18 protein-coding genes and 3 pseudogenes are annotated in these 19,257 nt (G+C 49.6%); 17 read left to right on the forward strand and 4 right to left on the reverse strand.

Annotated elements, in window-relative coordinates; translation table 11 throughout:
• Window positions 1-25 precede the first annotated feature (25 nt).
• The 5 genes from ACQ76X_RS12835 to ACQ76X_RS12855 all read left to right on the forward strand — a co-directional run bounded on the left by ACQ76X_RS12835 (window position 26) and on the right by ACQ76X_RS12855 (window position 7,747).
• On the forward strand, window positions 26-1,369 hold the full coding sequence (locus ACQ76X_RS12835; RefSeq protein WP_438494277.1) for a lipopolysaccharide biosynthesis protein: 1,344 nt from the start codon (window positions 26-28) through the stop codon (window positions 1,367-1,369).
• Between the two features lie 44 nt (window positions 1,370-1,413).
• Complete coding sequence (locus tag ACQ76X_RS12840) at window positions 1,414-2,742, forward strand: UDP-glucose dehydrogenase family protein (protein WP_438494279.1); 1,329 nt, start codon at window positions 1,414-1,416, stop codon at window positions 2,740-2,742.
• Between the two features lie 216 nt (window positions 2,743-2,958).
• A complete protein-coding gene (locus ACQ76X_RS12845) occupies window positions 2,959-5,232 on the forward strand; it encodes a copper amine oxidase N-terminal domain-containing protein (protein ID WP_438494281.1) in 2,274 nt (757 codons plus the stop codon).
• A gap of 345 nt (window positions 5,233-5,577) precedes the next feature.
• Entirely contained in the window at window positions 5,578-7,050 is a 1,473-nt protein-coding gene (locus ACQ76X_RS12850) for a potassium/proton antiporter (RefSeq protein WP_438494283.1), read from the forward strand.
• Between the two features lie 241 nt (window positions 7,051-7,291).
• A complete protein-coding gene (locus ACQ76X_RS12855; RefSeq protein ID WP_038586577.1) occupies window positions 7,292-7,747 on the forward strand; it encodes a Dps family protein in 456 nt (151 codons plus the stop codon).
• A 160-nt stretch (window positions 7,748-7,907) separates the two neighbouring features.
• On the opposite strand, the gene ACQ76X_RS12860 is transcribed toward ACQ76X_RS12855, so the two are convergent.
• Window positions 7,908-8,612 (reverse strand): AIM24 family protein, encoded by a 705-nt coding sequence (locus ACQ76X_RS12860; protein ID WP_038586581.1) that lies wholly within the window; start codon window positions 8,610-8,612, stop codon window positions 7,908-7,910.
• Between the two features lie 61 nt (window positions 8,613-8,673).
• Complete coding sequence (locus tag ACQ76X_RS12865; protein WP_438494285.1) at window positions 8,674-9,162, reverse strand: hypothetical protein; 489 nt, start codon at window positions 9,160-9,162, stop codon at window positions 8,674-8,676.
• Window positions 9,163-9,533: 371 nt separating this feature from the next.
• Here ACQ76X_RS12865 and ACQ76X_RS12870 point away from each other — a divergent pair, with 371 nt between their 5' ends.
• From ACQ76X_RS12870 to ACQ76X_RS12925, 12 genes and pseudogenes are all read left to right on the forward strand, one after another.
• On the forward strand, window positions 9,534-10,220 hold the full coding sequence (locus ACQ76X_RS12870) for a M50 family metallopeptidase (RefSeq protein ID WP_438494287.1): 687 nt from the start codon (window positions 9,534-9,536) through the stop codon (window positions 10,218-10,220).
• Window positions 10,221-10,406: 186 nt separating this feature from the next.
• Entirely contained in the window at window positions 10,407-11,072 is a 666-nt protein-coding gene (locus tag ACQ76X_RS12875; protein WP_438494289.1) for a hypothetical protein, read from the forward strand.
• A gap of 242 nt (window positions 11,073-11,314) precedes the next feature.
• Window positions 11,315-12,280, forward strand: coding sequence for a helix-turn-helix transcriptional regulator (locus ACQ76X_RS12880; protein WP_038586590.1), 966 nt, complete (start codon window positions 11,315-11,317; stop codon window positions 12,278-12,280).
• A 247-nt stretch (window positions 12,281-12,527) separates the two neighbouring features.
• Window positions 12,528-12,911: pseudogene (locus ACQ76X_RS12885) on the forward strand (ATP-binding cassette domain-containing protein); the annotation flags it as partial.
• A pseudogene (locus ACQ76X_RS12890) lies at window positions 12,905-13,129 on the forward strand (ABC transporter substrate-binding protein); the annotation flags it as partial. The pseudogenes ACQ76X_RS12885 and ACQ76X_RS12890, both read left to right, overlap by 7 nt.
• Window positions 13,130-13,133: 4 nt before the next feature.
• Window positions 13,134-13,640: pseudogene (locus ACQ76X_RS12895) on the forward strand (ABC transporter permease); the annotation flags it as partial.
• A 211-nt stretch (window positions 13,641-13,851) separates the two neighbouring features.
• Window positions 13,852-14,634 carry a molybdate ABC transporter substrate-binding protein gene (gene modA, locus ACQ76X_RS12900; protein ID WP_438494291.1) on the forward strand — a complete coding sequence of 261 codons (783 nt, stop codon included), beginning with the start codon at window positions 13,852-13,854 and terminating at the stop codon, window positions 14,632-14,634.
• A gap of 31 nt (window positions 14,635-14,665) precedes the next feature.
• Window positions 14,666-15,328 carry a molybdate ABC transporter permease subunit gene (modB, locus tag ACQ76X_RS12905; RefSeq protein WP_438494293.1) on the forward strand — a complete coding sequence of 221 codons (663 nt, stop codon included), beginning with the start codon at window positions 14,666-14,668 and terminating at the stop codon, window positions 15,326-15,328.
• Window positions 15,329-15,508: 180 nt separating this feature from the next.
• Window positions 15,509-16,075 carry an RNA polymerase sigma factor gene (locus ACQ76X_RS12910; protein ID WP_438494295.1) on the forward strand — a complete coding sequence of 189 codons (567 nt, stop codon included), beginning with the start codon at window positions 15,509-15,511 and terminating at the stop codon, window positions 16,073-16,075.
• A complete protein-coding gene (locus ACQ76X_RS12915; RefSeq protein ID WP_438494297.1) occupies window positions 16,075-16,386 on the forward strand; it encodes a hypothetical protein in 312 nt (103 codons plus the stop codon). The genes ACQ76X_RS12910 and ACQ76X_RS12915 overlap by 1 nt, the downstream gene beginning before the upstream one ends.
• 65 nt (window positions 16,387-16,451) lie before the next feature.
• Window positions 16,452-16,838 (forward strand): hypothetical protein, encoded by a 387-nt coding sequence (locus ACQ76X_RS12920; RefSeq protein WP_438494299.1) that lies wholly within the window; start codon window positions 16,452-16,454, stop codon window positions 16,836-16,838.
• Window position 16,839: 1 nt separating this feature from the next.
• Entirely contained in the window at window positions 16,840-17,226 is a 387-nt protein-coding gene (locus ACQ76X_RS12925) for a hypothetical protein (RefSeq protein ID WP_438494301.1), read from the forward strand.
• A 25-nt stretch (window positions 17,227-17,251) separates the two neighbouring features.
• Here ACQ76X_RS12925 and ACQ76X_RS12930 read toward each other — a convergent pair whose 3' ends face one another.
• The gene (locus ACQ76X_RS12930) at window positions 17,252-18,259 is read right to left on the reverse strand and encodes a substrate-binding domain-containing protein (RefSeq protein ID WP_438494303.1); all 1,008 of its coding nucleotides are present in this window, start codon (window positions 18,257-18,259) and stop codon (window positions 17,252-17,254) included.
• 121 nt (window positions 18,260-18,380) lie between these two features.
• Window positions 18,381-19,166: a polysaccharide deacetylase family protein gene (locus ACQ76X_RS12935; protein WP_438494450.1), complete on the reverse strand. Its 786-nt coding sequence runs from the start codon at window positions 19,164-19,166 to the stop codon at window positions 18,381-18,383.
• Between the last annotated feature and the right edge of the window lie 91 nt (window positions 19,167-19,257).

The following is a 19,257-nucleotide window of genomic DNA, read 5'->3' on the forward strand; positions in this document are numbered from 1 at the left end:
GCTGCACCATTAAAGGAGAGTAGCAATGAGAATGATGAAGAAGGCCTCCGGCAAAAACTTTTCGTGGCTGTTCACCGGAAATTTAATTTATTCGTTATCCCAATGGGGGATGGTGGTTTTGCTGGCGAAGCTCGGAAGCCCGGCCATGGTCGGCCAGTATGTGCTGGCTCTGTCAATTACGGCTCCGGTCATTCTGTTTGCAAATTTCCAGCTTCGTGATTTCCAGGCTACCGATGCCAACAACCAGTATTCATTCCAGCAATATTTAACACTCAGGCTGCTGTCGATGACGGCTGTATTCCTCCTCATTCTCGCTGTTACTGCATTCATTCCGCTATCCTTGAATACGCTTCTTGTGGTCTGGTTCGTCTGCGCAGCCAAAATGGTCGAATCCGTCTCGGACATTTATTTCGGATTATTCCAGCGGAATGAAAAGATGGAGTATGTCGGGAAATCCATGATTCTAAAAGGGGTGTCCTCTGTCCTTGTGCTTGGGATAAGCGTCTATCTGACCCAAAGCATTGCCGCCGGAGCTTTAGCGCTTGCGCTTGCCTGGCTAGGGATTCTCTTGTTCTACGACATGAAGAACGGGGCTGCCATGCTACGCATCGTTTCGGCGGAAGGGAGACTGAAGAAGGGCCGCCTGGTGAGTCTCTGGAAGGATTTCGGGAAAGGGGAGCGGTCTACGCTCAAGGGGCTGCTCCTGCTTGTATTGCCGCTGGGCATTACCGCGGCGCTGGATTTCCTGAACAGCAGTATCCCCCGCTATTTTCTCCAGCATATCGGCGGTGAGGAAGCCCTGGGCTACTATTCTGCGATCGCCTACATCATGATGGCGGGAGGCACCTTTGTCAATGCAATGACGCAGGCGTCGAGTCCGAGGCTGTCGCGCTACTTCCGGGACAACCTGCAGCGGTTCAAACGGCTGCTCCTGCAGATCATGGGCCTATGCCTGCTGCTCGGACTTGCGGGTCTTTCCGCTGCCTATTTCATGGGTGAGTTTCTGCTCAGCCTGCTCTACAGTCCCGATTATGCCGCGTACAACAACGTCTTCATTATTATCATGCTGGCAAGTACGATCTGGTATATGACAGGCTGCCTCAGTGCAGCTTTAACCGTCTCCCGTTATATTAAGCTGCAAATTCCGGTATTTCTGCTGACCTGCTTATCCATTATCGCAAGCTCCTTCCTGCTGATCCCGGTCTATGGGGCAACCGGCGCCGCATGGAGCGTTTGCATCGGGATGGGGATAAGATTTGTCTGCAGCTTTGCGCTGGTTCTTCATGCCTTGTCCAGGCAAGAGGCACTTGCCAAACAGGCGGAGCAGCGGGAGGCGAGGATCGCTCTCGGCGATATAGCCAGGGGATAAGTTCTTCTATTTAAGCTCACAAAACTTTGATGAGGAGCAGAGACATGAACATTACTGTGATAGGAACAGGGTATGTAGGTTTGGTGTCAGGTGTATGCTATGCAGAGCTTGGGCATCAGGTGTATTGTGTCGATAAGGATGCGGAGAAAATTGAGCTGCTTCTGAGTGGCGGCATTCCGATTTATGAGCCGGGGCTTGGGGAGATGTCCTGCACAAATATGGAGGCGGGCCGGCTCCGCTTCACGACAGACCTGTCCGGTGCAGTGTCGGATGCAGAGCTGGTGATTATAGCGGTAGGAACGCCTTCGCTGCCGAGCGGTGAAGCGGATCTGCGGTTCGTCGATGCAGCCGTAAGGGAGATCGGCGCGGCCATGAACGGTTATAAAGTAGTCTGCGTGAAGAGCACCGTGCCGGTAGGCACCAATGACAGAGTCCGTGAGCTGCTGAGCGAGTTATACGAAGGGCCGTTCGATATTGCTTCGCTTCCGGAATTCCTGCGTGAAGGAACGGCTATCCGGGATACGCTGGCTCCGGACCGCATTATCATCGGGACGGACAGCCAGCGTGCTTCCGAACTGCTGAGCGGACTGCATGAGCCGCTGAACACCAGAATATTGATCACAGACATCCGCAGTGCGGAGATGATTAAATACGCCTCCAATGCTTTTCTGGCTACCAAAATTTCATTTATCAACGAGATCGCCAACATTTGCGAGAAGGTAAAGGCCGATGTCACAGAGGTAGCCAAGGGAATGGGACTGGATACACGAATCGGGCCCTCGTTTCTGGGAGCGGGTATTGGCTATGGCGGCTCCTGCTTCCCCAAGGATACAACGGCGCTGATCCAAATCGCAGGCAATGTGCATTATGATTTCAAGCTGCTGAAATCAGTAGTGGAAGTCAATAAAGAACAGCGCTATAGTGTCATCAGCAAGCTACATCAGGCACTGGGCAGCCTGGAAGGCAGAACCATCGCGCTGTGGGGGCTGGCCTTCAAGCCGGAAACCGATGATGTCCGGGAGGCTCCTGCACTGGAGATCGTAGACAGGCTCATTCAGCTTGGCGCCACTCCTAAGGTATACGACCCCGTGGCCATGGATAATTTCCGGCGGCTGCGGAATCATTCCGGGATTCAGTGGTGCAGCTCGGCGCTGGAAGCTGCGAAAGACAGCGACGCGTTGTGCCTGCTAACAGAGTGGAAGCAGTTTAAAGAGATCAATCTGGCCGAGGTAAAAGCAGCCATGAGCGGCACCGTCCTCATTGATGGCAGAAACGCCTTCTCGGAGCAGCAGGTAAGCGGATTGGGCTTTGGGTATTACCCGGTAGGCCGGCCTTCGCTCCAGGAGCCGTTTGGAATTCCGGAAGTCGTGTAGCTTTGCAAGGGGCGTTCCAGCCGGATCACGAAATGAATCCCTGCCGTAGGTGTGGCGGGGATTTTTTTGCGTTTCCATATCCCTGATTACTTAGCCTGGGAATGGAAATAGGATTAATTTATTGTAACCAGTAAATCGAGAAACTTTTAGACCGGTTGATGCGTCAAAGGGATAGTCAAGAAATTGGAATTATTTATTATCCAGGAGGGTGAGCTTGTGAAGAAGTTATGGATTTCGATTTTAGCGGGGTTGCTGGTGTTCCCGATGCTGCTGCAGTCCCCGGCTCAGGCAGATGCACCTATCAAAATTGTGATTGACGGTGTTCCCTTACCTACTGATCAACCCCCTATATCGGTGCGTGGAAGAACGCTGGTGCCGTTACGGGCCATTTTTGAAGCCTTTGATGCCACCACCACGTGGGATAAGCAGACAAAAACAGTAACAGCAACAAAAGAGGGTACAACGATTATATTGAAGCTAGGCTCCACACTTGCCACGATTAACAATAAGCCTGTTATCCTCGATGTGCCTGGTCAAAGTTTGAAGGGCAGAACGCTGGTTCCGACACGGTTCGTCAGCGAAGCTCTGGGTCAGGAAGTGGTATGGAATTCCAAAGCGAGAACCGTGTCCATAACGACTTCCGGAGGTAAAGGTGGAAGCGTAAGTCCGGCATCCAATGTAGTCCTGCAGGATGTGAGTGATAGCGGTGACGGACGTGATCTGCAGGTCAGCTTCGTCCGGGCGGCAGATGAGTCCATTGTTGATCATTACAGGGTATTGATTGTGAAAGCGGGGAACACATTAAACTTGTCATCCGCCCAACAGATCGCACCGTCCAATTATTCTACTGTATTGTCTATCGGAGCTAATCCTACGTTTAAACTGAACGCTGGGTCGAGGGATATCAGCGGTGAATTAATTAAAGTCAACCAGCCGTATATTGCTTATGTTTTGGCGGTAGGCAAAGGGAATAATACCAGTGCCCTTTCGAATAGTTCAGCAACGCTTACGTTGGTGAATAATATTGTATCCGCACCATCCAATATACAAGTGAATGATTTCGGGGATAATGGCGATGGACGGGATTTGTCCGTCAGCTTCAACAAGTTGCCGGATGAATCGAAGGTCAATTCTTACCGGATATTTGTAGTCAAAGCAGCGAATTATACAAATTTTAATGTGGCGGCAGCAAACGCAGTTTCCAGCTCCAACTACACCCAAGTCAGCAAGACGGGAAATAATCTTTCTCAGGTCTTGGCTTCAGGATCCAGGGATGTCGATGGAGCCCTTATAAAGCCGGGTGTGAGCTACCGGGTGTTTGTCATGGCGGTAGATAGCAGGAATGCGGCCAATCAAGTACTGTCTCCTGCGTCATCCGCGATTACGTTGTCCACTACAGGAATCTCAAGCTTTATCGTTAGTGATGTTAATGACTATGGAGACGGCCGGGATATGAAAGTGTCCTTTGTCCATCCCACAGCCGAAGCTAATATTAGCCAGTATCGGATTATGGTCGTACCTACGGCTTATTACAGCGGCTTCAGCGTATCTGAAGCGAATAATGTATCCAGCTCCAATTATACAGCGGTGAGTACATCAGGAAGCAGCACCAATCAAATCCTGACCTCATCAACCAGAGACGTACGGGGTAATTTGATCAAAAATGGAACTGGTTATCAAGTGTACGTGTTATCGGTTGGAAGCAATTCAAGTGCAAATGTGCTTTCCAGCGCTTCATCGGTTATTACGCTGCTGACTGACTTCAGTATGGGAGCCGTTTCTAATCTAACAGTAAGCGACGTTAGCGACAATGGTGATGGACGGGATTTGAAAGTATCATTTACTCATGCTGCGGACGAAAGGTACATTAGCAAATATCTGATCATGGTGGTGCCAACCTCATATTACAGCAACTTCAGCGTATCTGAAGCCAATCGTATATCCAGCTCCAACTATACAGCGGTGAGCACATCAGAGAATAGCACCAGTCAAATATTAAATTCATCCTCCAGAGATGTGCGCGGCAATTGGATCAAAGAGGGAACCACTTACAAAGTGTATGTATTATCTGTTGGTAGTGGGAATTATTCAGGTTCTAATGTCTTGTCCCAGGCATCCACGGACATTACGTTGTCGTCCAAAACCCCTGTGGTTTCTGTAACCAACGTCACGTATCAAGTGAACGACAGCAGAATACTGGCCCGCTTCACCAAATCGTCCAATGAGACCAATATTTCTGAATACCGGGTATTAGTAGTTCCGGCCAAGCAGGGTTTTGGCTTGGGTGATGCGCTTGGGGTGACCGCTTCCTCTTACAAGTCGATCATTCCTAACGGAACGAACCCGGTAATTACAGCATCAACAATCGATGTCAACGGTAGTCCCATCATAAAAGGCAAAAAATATAAACTGTATATTCTTGCCGTGGCAAATAACAAGGGGACGCAGAATGGCGGCCTTTCAGATTCAACGGAGGAGTTTGAATTATAATATTCAATGTTAAATGAGTCGTAAGCCTGACCTTCCATGGTCAGGCTTTTGTTAAAATATAAGAATTTATATGTTTCACACGATAACTTATCCTTCTATTTCTCGCTGAAACGGTACCGTCCTTAAAAAGGACGGCAAAGCCGTTTCCACTTGTGTAGGTAATAGAAGAGATGTATGATGTGCGGCCGTTTGAGCATTATAAATTCAGTATGGAAGTGTAGATGACCAGAGCAGGGCACCCGGCAGTCTTTACCGCAGCTGACTCAAGAAAAGACTTTTGAGGTTAATAACACAAGGAGCGGTAACGTCTGCTTGATTTCATATCAGAAGGGTGCGAAGTAAACGATGACTCATCTTGCAGATCAGATTATTATGCTGCTGGCGGTGCTGCTGCTTGTAGGAGTGCTTTCCACAAAATTCTCTACGCGGTTCGGCATGCCGGCGCTCGTATTATTTATTGCGGTGGGGATGGTACTCAGCCACTTTGTCTATTTTAACAATGCATCCCTGACCCAGATTGCCGGGATTTTTGCACTGGTCGTGATCCTGTTTGAAGGCGGGATGCAGACCAGCATGAAGGATATCCGGCCGATTATGGCGCCGGCGCTGTCTTTAGCCACGGTGGGTGTGCTGCTGACTACAGCCATAGTTGGCATTTTCGCCAAATTCATACTGGGAGTGCCTTGGGCGGAAAGCCTGCTGTTCGGAGCGATTGTCGGTTCAACGGACGCAGCCGCCGTATTCTCTGTTCTGGGCGGCAAAAACATCGACAAAAGGTTGACCTCCACACTGGAGGCTGAGTCTGGAAGCAATGATCCGATGGCCGTATTTCTGACCGTATCACTAATCGAATGGATTCAGCATCCCGATACTGCCATCTGGAGCCTGCTGCTGTCCTTTGTATGGGAAATGGGGATTGGCCTCCTGCTGGGGATCATTATCGGCAAGCTGGTCGTATATCTGATCAACAGAATCAACTTGGATTCCACCGGTCTGTATCCGGTAATGGCTATAGGGTTTGCTGTATTGACCTATGGCCTTACAGCCATGGTACACGGCAGCGGACTGCTTGCCGTCTATGTGATTGGCCTGACGCTGGGGAATTCCGAGCTGATGTATCACCGCACCATCATGAATTTCAATCACGGCTTTGCCTGGATGATGCAGATTGCTATGTTCATTCTGCTGGGGCTGCTGGTGTTCCCGCAGGAGCTTGCAAATATCGCTTGGGACGGGCTGCTGCTGTCCGTCATCCTGATGGTAATTGCCCGGCCGGCCGGGGTATTTATAAGCCTGCTCTTTGCCAAATTCTCTTTCCGGGAAAAAACACTGATCTCATGGGCTGGTCTTCGCGGCGCCGTGCCGATTGTACTGGCCACCTATCCGCTGCTGGCGGGTCTTCAGCAGGGACGGCTGTTCTTTAATGTCGTCTTCTTCGTCGTCCTTACATCGGCTGTTATTCAGGGGACGACGATTTCACCGCTTGCTTCCAGACTGAAGCTGGTCGGGCGGGAAGAAGCGGGGCAGCCTTCCCTGATGGAACTTGTGGCCCTTGGCAAGACGGACGCGGAATTCAATCATATCGGAATACGGTCCTCTATGCCGATTGCCGGGATGCAGATTGCAGAGCTGGGGCTGCCTGATGATATTCTCTTCACGGCGATCATACGGGACAAGAATATCGTCACTCCGCATGGTAATACCGTCATTCAGGCAGGAGATACAGTCTACGTGCTTAGTCCGAAGTCCAAACGCGACGAGATGCGGGCGATCTTCCGGAGCGGAAAAGGTAAGGCGGCGCAAGCAGAAACTACCTAGGTTTAGGCTATTGTAGTTCATGTAATCTTTTGTGCCGCAGCGAGGTGATTTGTGTCAATATAGGTGTTTTTGCTCCAATGTGACACAAATAATAGGAGTATAACAGAAAGTTATGCTAGAATTTGCAGCAACAAAATCGTCGTAATCGTTGCAAAAAGCATAACTTCATGTTATATTGTATATAGATTTAGAACAAGTCTAAATACAATAAAATATATACAAACCATAGGAGGCTATTAGAATGAGTACACAAGTAAAGAGCCAGACTGAACTGCATGCTGCTTTAAATCGCCAAACCGCGAACTGGACCCTGCTCGGAGTGAAACTGCATCATTACCACTGGTATGTGAGCGGATCGCAATTCTTCACGCTGCATGCCAAATTCGAAGAACTGTACAATGAAGCTGCAGGTTATGTGGATGAGCTGGCTGAACGCCTGCTCGCTATCGGCGGACAACCGGCCTCTACGATGACCCAATATCTGGCCCTCTCCGAGCTCAAGGAAGCTGTCGGCGGCGAAAGCGCCAAAGAAATGGTTACCCAACTCGTAAAAGATTTTGCCCTTGTTGCAGAAGAGCTGAAGCATTCCATCGCGGCAGCAGAAGAGCTGAGCGATCAACCGACTGCCGACCTGCTGATTGGTATCAGAAGCAGTGTTGAGAAGAGCGCCTGGATGCTGAATGCTTACCTGGCATAAGACCAAGTGACCAAGTACCAACAATCAAGAACCGCCTGTGATTCCCGGTATAGAAGCTGTGGCCGGGTTTATGGGTTGTGTGCATTGTCTGTAAATTAAAGAGTGCCCTTGCGTGATACGCACGGGCACTCTTTTTGCTAATTAAGATTTATATATATCCCTACTTAATAAACACTCCGCCGAATGGCAGCGCCTCACGGAGAAACCGTTTGATAATCCCGTCCTCATTGTTGTCGCGTTCAAAGCGCCGGCTCTGGCGACCGGCTTGGAACAGCACGGGCCCGTGGCCTGTCATCTTCCAATGATAGCTCATATGCTGGCTGGCCAGATGATTACCGTAGACGGTCAGCTCAAGCTTGGCATTCTCGGGGTAGGCAATGACGCTTCCGGCATCCACATACAGCGGGTCGAAGGGATGCAGCTCCGCTTCGCATACCGTTCCCTCAGTTAAGATGCCGATGCTGCCCCTGCCGGAGAACTTCACCTTGATGACATCGCGCGTCACGAGCATATTCTTCATGCTGAGCACCCGGGTCTGCATCGTAACCCCCTTACTATAGAAGAAGAGATGCCTGAAATCATAGAGCAGATCGCTTTTTCCGTCGAGCTGCAGTGTTTTGATCCGATAGCCGGGAGGGAGTGCGGCAACGAACCGGCAGGGCCCGGACAGATCCGAGCGGATCAGCTTGCGCTTGCGGTACATGCCCTTGACATCCATCAGCCGGTCCGCCCGGCCTGAAGAGGGACCTTGATAAGCAATAATCTGCTGCGGGTGCAGCACATGAACCTCTTCGTTCTCTCCAACAGTAAAGGCAACGGCTTGTCCGCTGCCGCTGTCGCCTTCATCCTGGACATCAACGTTCATAGCTTACACTCCCTGTTCCTGTGACTTCTGTTTATGTGGGTAACGCTCTGCTCCCTGCGGCCTACCGCAGCCGGTCGCTTCTTCTGGACCGGTAGCGCATCGCGAAGCGAAGCAGCCGGGTGAGCAGGAAATAACCGAATATAAGGGCGACCCCGGTAATGACCGTAACTTTAATCCTGTTATAGTAGTTTTCCCGGGCCGTACGATCGTTTTTCAATTCGTCAACCACCAGGCTTAATTGGCGGTTCTGCTCCTGAAGAGCCTCATTCTGGGTGCGGTACGTCTCCATCTCCTGCAGTGTCTGTCCCAAGGCTTGGGTCGTTTCGCCCAGCTCATTTTTGGTCTGCTGGAGCTCGTCCACTGTTTGCTGGTAGCTTTCCTGCAATTGATTAACTTCACCGGGCAATTCCGAGAAATTCTGCAATCCTTTATATATATCGCTGAAGTAATTGGCCTGAGCCGCAGGAGCCGGCAGGGCTGCCGTTATCCCAAGCAGCAGCAGGGCCGAACTTAACAGCTTGATCAATTTGCTCTTTACATGTTTTTTCATTACATATCACCACCTGGTATAGGCTAATATTACTTTTATTTTAACATAGCCGGACAACTTCCGGGTACCCTACAGGGGAAGCTTGGCATCATTTGACGGATAAAGCACATTTTTGTCCCCAGTTATGGAGGTAAAGGGACTTAAGCTTTTTAAAAATATAAGAATTTATATGCTTCACGCTATAAATTATCCTTCTATTTCTCGCTGAAACGGATACCGTCCTTTTGAGGACGGCGAAGCCGTTTCCACTTGCCCTGGGGCTTGCGGCAATAACCATAAAAGTAATACAGCATTAAAGACACTCAGGTTTCGGTTTTGCTACCACAGGTGTACAAATTATCGTATACTTTGAACGGAAAGGGGCTGATGTGATGAATAAATGGCTCAAGACGCTATTGTTTCTGGCAGGTTCTGCCTTTTTGACGCGGTTAATCCCGTTCTCTTCCTTGTTCCGCAATCTGGATACGATGGTTCACGAGTTCGGCCATGCGCTCATGACCCTGCTGCTCTCGGGAAGTGTGCTGCGCATTGAGCTGTACGCTGATCACAGCGGGGTCACCTATTCGGCCATTGGTGCGGGAGCACAAGCGATACTGGTGTCGCTGGCCGGATATCCGCTGGCTTCGTTATTCTCTTTGCTGCTGTTCTATTTATATAGAAGAAACCGGCTGCAATGGGGGCTGATGTTATCCACCGCCATAGCACTCATAATGCTGATTTTATATGTGCGGGGCGGATTCGGCATGATGTGGCTGGCCGGGTTTATTGCGCTGACTCTGGCAATGATGTTTCTCTGGCCTAAGATCAGCAAATATTATTACTTGTTTCTGGCGTTTCTCACGCTTGAGGAATCCGTAATGGGTACACTTTTTCTAGTATCGTCTGCGGCATTTACACCCTCCCGTGCAGGGGATGCGGCCAATCTGGCGAGGTTGACTCCTTTGCCGGCCATCTTTTGGGCAGTGCTGTTTCTTCTATTCTCATTGCTATGCGCCAAAGGGGCACTAGGTTTCTTGTTCAAGGAAGAGCGCCGGAACGGCAAGCTGGGGAATAGGTGAAATTACACAAATTTTTCGTCATCTTTAGACAAAAGAGCGATCTTTCGCAAAGAGGCAATCCACTTTTTAGTGGAGTGGCTCTTTTTTTGTCGATATTCTAGGTCCGAACATATATTCCATGACAAGGAGTTGTCCGCCATTATTGGTACATTAATAGAAGATCCAAAAAAAGAAAGAGGTGGAAATATGCAAGCAAGTATCCAGCCCATATTTACATGGAGTCAAAACCGGATTTTTGCAGGAGCTGCTCGGGATGTAGTTTTGCTAGTCGAGTGGGAAGGCATGGTCCAAGGTGTGGAAACCCGCAAGAAAAGCCGCAAAGTCGTTGCCCGTGAAATCGAACTGAGAGTATGGCTTGAAGCGCATGTAAGTCTGAAGGCATGTTATGGATGTGTAGTGGAGGCAGGGGAAGGAAGATCGCTGCTGCTTAAGCTTGGCAAAATACATGCGGGAGGGAGGAAATATATAGCGCTGGAATTCACCATGGCGGCGATGCCAGCCGGAAACCATGAAGCACTCTGGCTGCAGTGGCAATATAAACAACCCCCGGTGGAACGCATCCGCGAGCTGCCCTTGCATAAGCTAAGCCTAGAGTATACCCACCATACCGATGTGCTCGGCACGGTCAGCTGCTTTCATGTAGCCAAGCATTTGGAGCTGCTCAAGACAGCGATGGTGATGGAAGAAGCAGTGGCCTTACGTTCTAAGACATCCGACCCAGCTTCCTATGATAGGTTGCGCAGACAGGCGGATGATCTGCTGCTGCTGGCAACCCAATCTGGAGACATGCAGCTGGTTAAAGAGGCGGAGGCTTTGTACAAGCAGTTGGACGTGGGGATTCAGGTCTGGTGACTCTAGGAATACACAGTTTAAGATCCATCAACCGGTAACTAGGGCATATACATAACTGCACTATTTCGCTGAGTGCAAACCAGAATAGCTGACAGATAGAGCGATATATTAATGTGGTAATATAGTAAAATAGTTCTATTATATTTTTGTAACGAGGTTATTAATTCCCTGTTTTTAGATATATATAACTAATTTATTTAAAATAATGGGTCTATTTTACCATAAATCAAGGGGAACTGAAAATGACAGACCGATTAATCCGGCTGATGCGCATCATTACGCTAGTTCAGGCCAAACCCGGAATTTTAGCCCGTGAGCTGGCTGAACGCTGCGGCAACAGTGAGAGAACGATATACCGGGATATGGATGCGCTAAGTGCCATGCATATCCCTATTACCCACCTGGGGCACGGGAAGGGATATGCTTTTATCGGGAACTTTGCACTCTATCCTTTAGATTTGTCGGAAGAAGAATCGGCCGCATTTTCACAGCTCCGCGGCATTATGAATGACATTAAGCCTCTGCTGCCTGCGCATTTTGAAGACGCCTACGAAAAAATCATGGCTGCGGAATATAAGCAGAAGGCGGAAAGGGAAGAGAAGATGGAAAGCGTAAAAAAAGAAGCCGGGCAGCATTGGACAGAGAGGGGGACTTCACAGGGGGAGCCTTCGCCTTTTCTGACGGAAATTCTGCTGGCTATAATGAAACAGCGAAGCTTTCAGGCGGATTACAGTGAAAATGCCTATGAAGAGAAGGAGATACAGATCGATCCGTACTGTCTGGTTCCGCTGGAGAACCGCTATCATTTAATCGGGTTCTGCCACCGCTTTGGCATGATAAGGGCTTTTCACATCAACGGGTTTTCGAGTGTCAGGCCATTGAACCGTTTTTTTTCCAAGGAGCAATTTGATTTGCAGTCTTTTATGAAGCAGAAGTGGCGTTTGGACCAAGACAGTCTGGAGATCGAATTCAAGGTGAAATTTTCGGAACGGATGATGGATTGGATCAAATATGAGGAGTTGTTTGTAAAGCCGAGCAAGGTGGACCGCCAGAGCCGCTTTCTCCACTTTAAAGTAGCTGTTGAACAGGATATTGGATTTGTTCGTTGGATCATGAAATTCGAAGAGGAAGCGGAGATTGTGGAGCCGTTTTACTATAGGGATATGATGAGGGTTCAACTGGAAAGGTGGCTATTGGTCTACAAATAGAGCAGGAGCTTTTTGTTTTGTCATTCATTATACCCTTAAATCCTATGAGGTTAGTTAATCTTGCGAATTTTTCTTGTCTACCTTGGTTTTATATAGTAATGTTATACATTAAATAACAACTATGTCGATTTAATAATAAAAACTAACTTATAATGTAAGGTATTAACGGTTAAATCTCTCTTTTAGAGAGATTTTCTTGTCTGTCATTTGACCTTTGTTCAATTTTTAATAGAAGAGAGGGTTCATTTTGATCCAGCCAATTCTGGAAATTGAGGATTTGTATACTCATTTTTTTACGGACCGTGGAGAGGTTCCTGCTGTGGACGGCGTCGATTTGTATATTGATGCGGGCGAGGTTCTTGGAGTGGTTGGTGAATCGGGCTGCGGCAAGAGCGTCACTTCATTGTCCATCCTGAAGCTGGTTCCGAATCCTCCCGGCCGGATCGTAGGCGGCCGCATTCTATTAAAAGGGCAGGACCTTGTTCCGCTTAGGGAAAAAGAAATGCGAAAGATCCGCGGAGACTCGGTATCAATGATCTTCCAGGAGCCAATGACTTCGCTTAACCCGCTGTTTACGGTAGGTCAGCAGATTATCGAAACTGTGCGGCTTCACCGCGGCTTATCGAAACAGGTCCGTTTGTGTTCACCGAATGAAAGCACAATGATTCCATTACGCTGGACAAGAATCCGGGCTACTGGAAAGAAGGGCTCCCTAAGCTGAACAAAGTGATCGTCCGCTCCATTCCGGATAACTCTGCGCGCTTTACTGCTCTGCAGAACGGTGAGATCGACCTGATGGAAGACCTTAGCCCTGATGATCTGTCCACACTGGAAGGCAACACCGGGCTTCAAAATGATCTCCAGAATGTTTGATATCCTCTTGGCCTTTCCGAGTATTCTGCTCGCGATTGCAATTGTGGCTATACTCGGACCCTCTCTGCGGAATGCGCTGCTCGCCATTGCGATTGTTAACATCCCGACCTATGGAAGACTCGTTCGGGCCAAGGTGCTCAGCTTGAAGTCAGAGGAATACATCACGGCGGCAAGAGCGATCGGGATGACGAATACGCGTATTCTGCTGACTCATATTCTGCCGAACAGCCTGACGCCGATCATTGTACAGGGGACGCTGGGCATCGCAACGGCCATTATCGAAGCGGCAGCCCTCGGCTTCCTTGGCCTTGGTGCGCAGCCGCCTGATCCGGAATGGGGCAAGATGCTCTCCGATTCGCGCCAGTTCATTCAGAAAGCGCCGTGGACGGTCATTTTTCCGGGGATGTCAATCATGTTTACTGTACTCGGATTCAACCTGATGGGAGACGGACTGCGCGATGTGCTTGATCCGCGGATGAAGAGTTAAAACAATGAAGGCCAGGGAAGCCCTTAGGCGTTTTACACGCCTGGGGGCTTTTTGCTATGAAGCCCATTATAAATAGAAATGTATGTTAAGGTGTAATCTGTATCAATCATAACTAAATATAAACAAACATAACCAAACGTATAGAAAAACGAAAAAAGGTATGCTAGAATATCATCTAAATATACAAGATATATAAATGGGAGGAATGGAAATGTTCAAGAAATTAGCGTTGGTTGTCATGACTGTAATGCTTGCTGTGGGCTTGTCGGCAATACCTGAGAGACAGGCAGAGGCGGCGAAGAAGAAAACCGAAATTATTGTATCTGCCGCAGCCAGCCTGCAGGACAGTCTTGACAAGATTGCCGTTCTTTATGAGAAGCAGCATCCTGATATTGACCTCGTCTTTAACTATGGCGCTTCCGGTACATTGCAGAAGCAGATTGAACAAGGCGCTCCGGCCGATCTGTTCTTCTCAGCAGGAGATAAGCAAATGACAGCGCTGGTGGATGGCAAACTCATTTCAGACCATACGGAACTTCTAAAGAATTGGCTGGTTCTCATTGTGCCTTCGGATTCCAAAGCCAAGATTACAACAATCACACAGCTTACAGATAAAACGTTCAAGAAGGTCGCTGTCGGACAACCGGAATCGGTGCCGGCGGGCCAATATGCGCAGCAGTCATTGACCGCGAAGAATGTATGGGATACGCTGCAAAACAAACTGGTATTCGCCAAGGATGTCCGCCAGGTGCTCTCCTACGTGGAAACAGGCAATGCTGATGCCGGATTTGTGTATAAGACGGATGCCCTAACCTCGAAGAAGGTGAAGATCGCTCTTACTGTAGGGGCACAGGTGCACAAAGCAATCAATTATCCGGTCGGGATCGTTAAGGATTCCAAACATCAGGCAGAGGCCAAAGCTTTCTATAACTACGTGCAAACCAAGGCGGCAAGTGATATTTTTACCGGCTACGGCTTTCAGCTTGCCAAGTAATTCTAATCGAACTTAAGCGGGGTGAAAGCGGATGGAGATCAATTGGACTGATTTTTTCGCCCCGGTCTGGCTTTCGGTCAAAATCTCTGTAATCACGAGCATCATCGTATTCCTTCTGGCAACCTTCGCGGCCAAGAAGATGGCGGGCCGGAGATTCCCCGGATACAGTCTGGTCGAGACCATTCTGCTGCTGCCGCTTGTACTGCCCCCTACCGTGGTCGGCTTTGTGCTTCTAGTCATTCTGGGACGTCGGAGCTGGATTGGCAGGCTGTATGAGCAGTTCACAGAGCATACCATCCTCTTTACCTGGGGGGCTGCTGTTATTGCTGCGGTGGTTGTGGCCTTTCCGCTGGTCTACCGGACCGTTAAGGCCGGGTTTGAGGATGTGGAAAAGGATCTTGAGGATGCGGCGCGTGCGCAGGGTGCCAGTGAACTGCAGGTACTGCGTTATGTAACACTGCCGCTTGCCAGCCGTTCTCTGGCTGCAGGGTATGTGCTCGGCTTTGCCCGCGGGCTTGGCGAGTTTGGAGCTACGATCATGGTAGCAGGCAATATTCCCGGCCGTACACAGACGGTGCCCACCGCCATATATGTGGCCGTCGACGGCGGCGACATGACGCTGGCCTGGATGTGGGTATGCTCGATTATTGTAATCTCAGCCGCTATGCTGATGTTTGTCAATCGCCGTTCTTGAATCGAAGTATGCGAATAACCTCCGGTTTTGCCATCAAGCATCATGGCGAGACCGGAGGTTATTTACTATGATCATAGAGAGAACAGAACATTTGAGGACGGCTAATAAATGATTATGTGAAATTTCGAACAAAGCCTGGAGTTCATTCGTAATGTTAATTGAAAGGGTGGGCGGGGGCACATGATTACCGATAAACAACTCATTGAAGGGTGCCGGTCCGGCCGCCGTGAAATGCTGGGACTGCTCGTCGACAGATACAAGGATGATTTGTACCGGTTTTGCCGCCACCTTACCCTGAATGCCCAGGATGCCGAGGACCTGTTTCAGGAGGTGTGGGTCCGGGTCATCCGCAAGCTGGAGAAATATGATTGTGAGCGTTCCTTTAAAGCCTGGCTGTTTCAGGTTACGGTCAATTTGCATAGGGACCGCTACCGCAGATGGATAAAACTCCAGCACCGTTTTCTGGGCGAAGCTTCTTTCCAGGCGGATTTCCTGAACATCCGGGATTCGTCGCTTCTCACGGAAGAGGCCTTGCTGCGGAATGAACGGAACGCCGAGCTGGAGCAGGGGCTGCGTGCGTTATCTAAGCGGTATTTGGCGCCGCTGGTTCTCTATTATTACAACGAATTCAGCTATGAGGAGATTGCGGAGATGCTTGGCATTCCCGTGGGAACGGTCAAGTCAAGGCTCAATCAAGGGAAGAAGCTGCTGCAAACCTCCATGCAGCATGTAAAGGAGGAAGCGTGATGAATGAAGAGGAAGCGCAGGATCAACTGCTAAGCCAATATTTTAATGAACCGGCCCTGGCACCTCCCCGGCTTGTTGCGGATACGCTCCGGAAAATAACGGCTGCAGAAAGATTGGGAAGAAGCATTATCGCTGTCGCGGTAATTCAAGTCATTGTGCTAATGCTGCTGGGAGCCTGCGTGCTGACGGGTCCTGTTCCCCTGCTATGGAAGCTGGTCCTGCTGCTGGCCTTCGGTCTCGTTCAGACATCCGCCGCCGCAGCGTTGCTGTTCTGCCTGTCCGGCAGATCGGGTGCAGCAGCCCGGGTATGACTTTTCAGGTATATGGGGCAAGCGGAAGCCAGAGCATCCGCATTATTCTCAAAGGAGGACGGCATATGAAGAGACATGAGCCGCTTGGCAAACTGCTTTTTTGGGTTCTTACAACCGGATTCTTGCTTACTCTGGCCTTAATGGGATATTGGATGTTTCCCTATATGTCGGATGTATTTAGCGAGGACCGTGGCTGGTTTTTGTTTATGGGGCTGGCCGTGCTGCTGCTCATTGGTTTGAATGGAGCTATTGCCGTATTCATCTATAGGGATGCTTCGCGTATGGGGATGAACACCTGGTTGTGGATGACTGCTGTAATCTACATTCCCAATTTAATCGGGCTGCTGATCTACTTTGTGGTCAGACAGCAGCACAAAAGAGACGGCGGCGTTAGTGCCAACGAGAAGTATTGCCCGCATTGCGGGCACATGATTAGAACGGGGAGTGAATGAAATGAACAAAAAGTGGAGCCTGCTGATACTCGCGGTACTGACATCTGCTTTACTGCTTACGGGCTGCGAAAAAAGGCTGATGTTCGTTGGATCAAGCAGTGGTAAACAAATCAAGGCATCCTATAAGCTGCTGTCAGGTACGGAAACAAAGACGCTGAAGCTCAAAGAAGGGGAAACTCTGCTGCTGGACTATACCTCCAAAGTGGATAAAGGCAAGCTGTCCATGAAGCTGTATGATCCCGATCATGAGCTTGTGAAAGAGCTTCGTACGAATGAGGCTGCAGAAGAGCAGGTGGAGATTAAAAAGGACGGAAAATACAAGCTCGAAATTGTCGGCACCGGGACCAGCGGAAGTTATAAAATTAAATATTCCACTGAAGCCGATTAGGAATTACTGGCTGGCTGCTTTCCGCTTAAGTCTCGTAAATGACCCTTCCGGTATCGGTAAGGTCATAGCCGTGAATGGAGCTGAGTTCGTTCTTGAAAGCCGATGACCGTAAAATGTCGATGACTGTCCCGATCCATTGCTCATGCTCCGGCTTCTTGATCATTACAAGATCATAACGCTCCTGAATGAGCGGAATGAATTCAATGCCGTCAACTATCTTGGCGGCTTTTTCTGTGCCGATGCCGACGTCAGCCTCGCCCCGTGCTACCATTCCGGCTACGGCCAAATGGCTGTTCTCTATAGTGTCATAACCGCTTAACTGGGCGGACTGGATACCGTGCAGGCGCAGCTGCTCGTCCAGCAGCACCCGCGCACCGGAGCCGCGCTCGCGGTTAATCAGCCGGAGGCCTTTCTGCTGGAGATCCGACCAGTCACGGATACCCTTCGGATTGCCCTTTAGCACGTAAAATCCTGCACTTCGCGCCAGCATATGCACCACTACATAGGAGAAGCCGACAAGCAGCTTGCGGATATAGGGCAGGTTATACTCTCCTGTATCTCCGTCGAGCAGGTGGGTGCTGACAATGTCAGACTCCCCATGATACATCGCAATCAGGCTGTCCAGACTGCCGGCATAGGAACGAAGCGGCCGGGAGGAGGGCTGGCTGCGCTCCAGGTGGGTAGCCAGAATGTCCAGCGACATATCCTGCCCGGTAATGACCACATTGACTCCGGCGGATTTACCGGTAAACGCAGGCGGCTGGGAAAAGTGAAGCGGTGCTGTAAAAGTGGCTGGCGGCAGCGCAAAGGGAGTATGGGGCAGTGCGGTTGCATCGCCTGCAGGCGGACCGGCCGAAGCTCCGCTGCGCGAATTCTGCTTGTAGGCCTCCAGATCGGATAGATCGACACGCATTTGCTTACCGACACGGTAAGAGGGCAGCTCGCCCTTTTTGATCAAATCATAAACCTTCAGCTTGGATATCTTCAATAACCGGGCGATTTCCTCGGTAGTATAGGAAGTGTTCTCAGACATGGATAAAGCCTCCTAAAGGATGGACTGTAGCAGTGATCATAAAGTCATAATAATAGCTCAAGACTACCTTATTTTGAGGTCGATCGCAATTAAAGAGCCACGGAAAGGCCGGCAAAAGTATTCAAAAAGCAAGATGTCGGCCATGCTTCACCTGCTGTGCATCGGATAATTCAATCAGTTCGGAAACGGTGACGAACCGGAAGCCCCGTTTTGCAAGCTCGGGCAGGATGATTTTGAGCGCTTCGCCCGTCTGCGACTGTCCGTGTACATAATCATGGAACAGTACGATATCGCCATTTTTTGCATTGCGGATGACTTTGCTGTAGATACTCCACACACCAGGACGGTTCCAGTCGCGGGTATCCTGATGCCAGGACCACAGCACCGGCTTCAGGCCCATATTGTTGGATACATCAACCAGCGTATCATCGTACATGCCGCCAGGCGGTCTGAACAGGCTGCTGTGTTTGCCTGAGATCTTTACGATTTCCTTTTCGGTCAACTCCAGCTCCTGCAGAATCTGCTGCTCGGAAATAGGCTTCTTGAAATACACATGGTTGTAAGTATGGTTTGCCAGTTCATGCCCCTCGGCAATCACCTGCTTGGCTACTTCGGGATAGGCGGCGATTTTTTTGCCGATAGCAAAAAAGGTGCATTTGGCATTGTATTTATGCAGCACGTCCAGAATCTGAGTGGTCTCGGAAGGATCGGGTCCGTCGTCGAAGGTCAGTGCTATTACTTTTTGACTGGTGGGAACCTCCCAGATCATGTCCCCGCGCTGCTCATAATAATAGCGGTTTTTAATATTTGGACTGGCTAGTGCGCTGTTAGTAAGCCCAAGCGGAAGCAGATGCAGAAGCATGAATGCTGTTATCGTGATATAGGTTGTTCTACAGCCTGTTTTCATAAGATTCACCTTGCACTCCTTACATGACCCGTGGCAAAGGAAGCGGGTTATTTTGCTTTAGAATGCTCCATGCACCTTGCAAACTATTCAC

The sequence above is a fragment of the Paenibacillus sp. IHBB 3054 genome (assembly GCF_051594305.1).
GTDB lineage: Bacteria > Bacillota > Bacilli > Paenibacillales > Paenibacillaceae > Paenibacillus_AQ.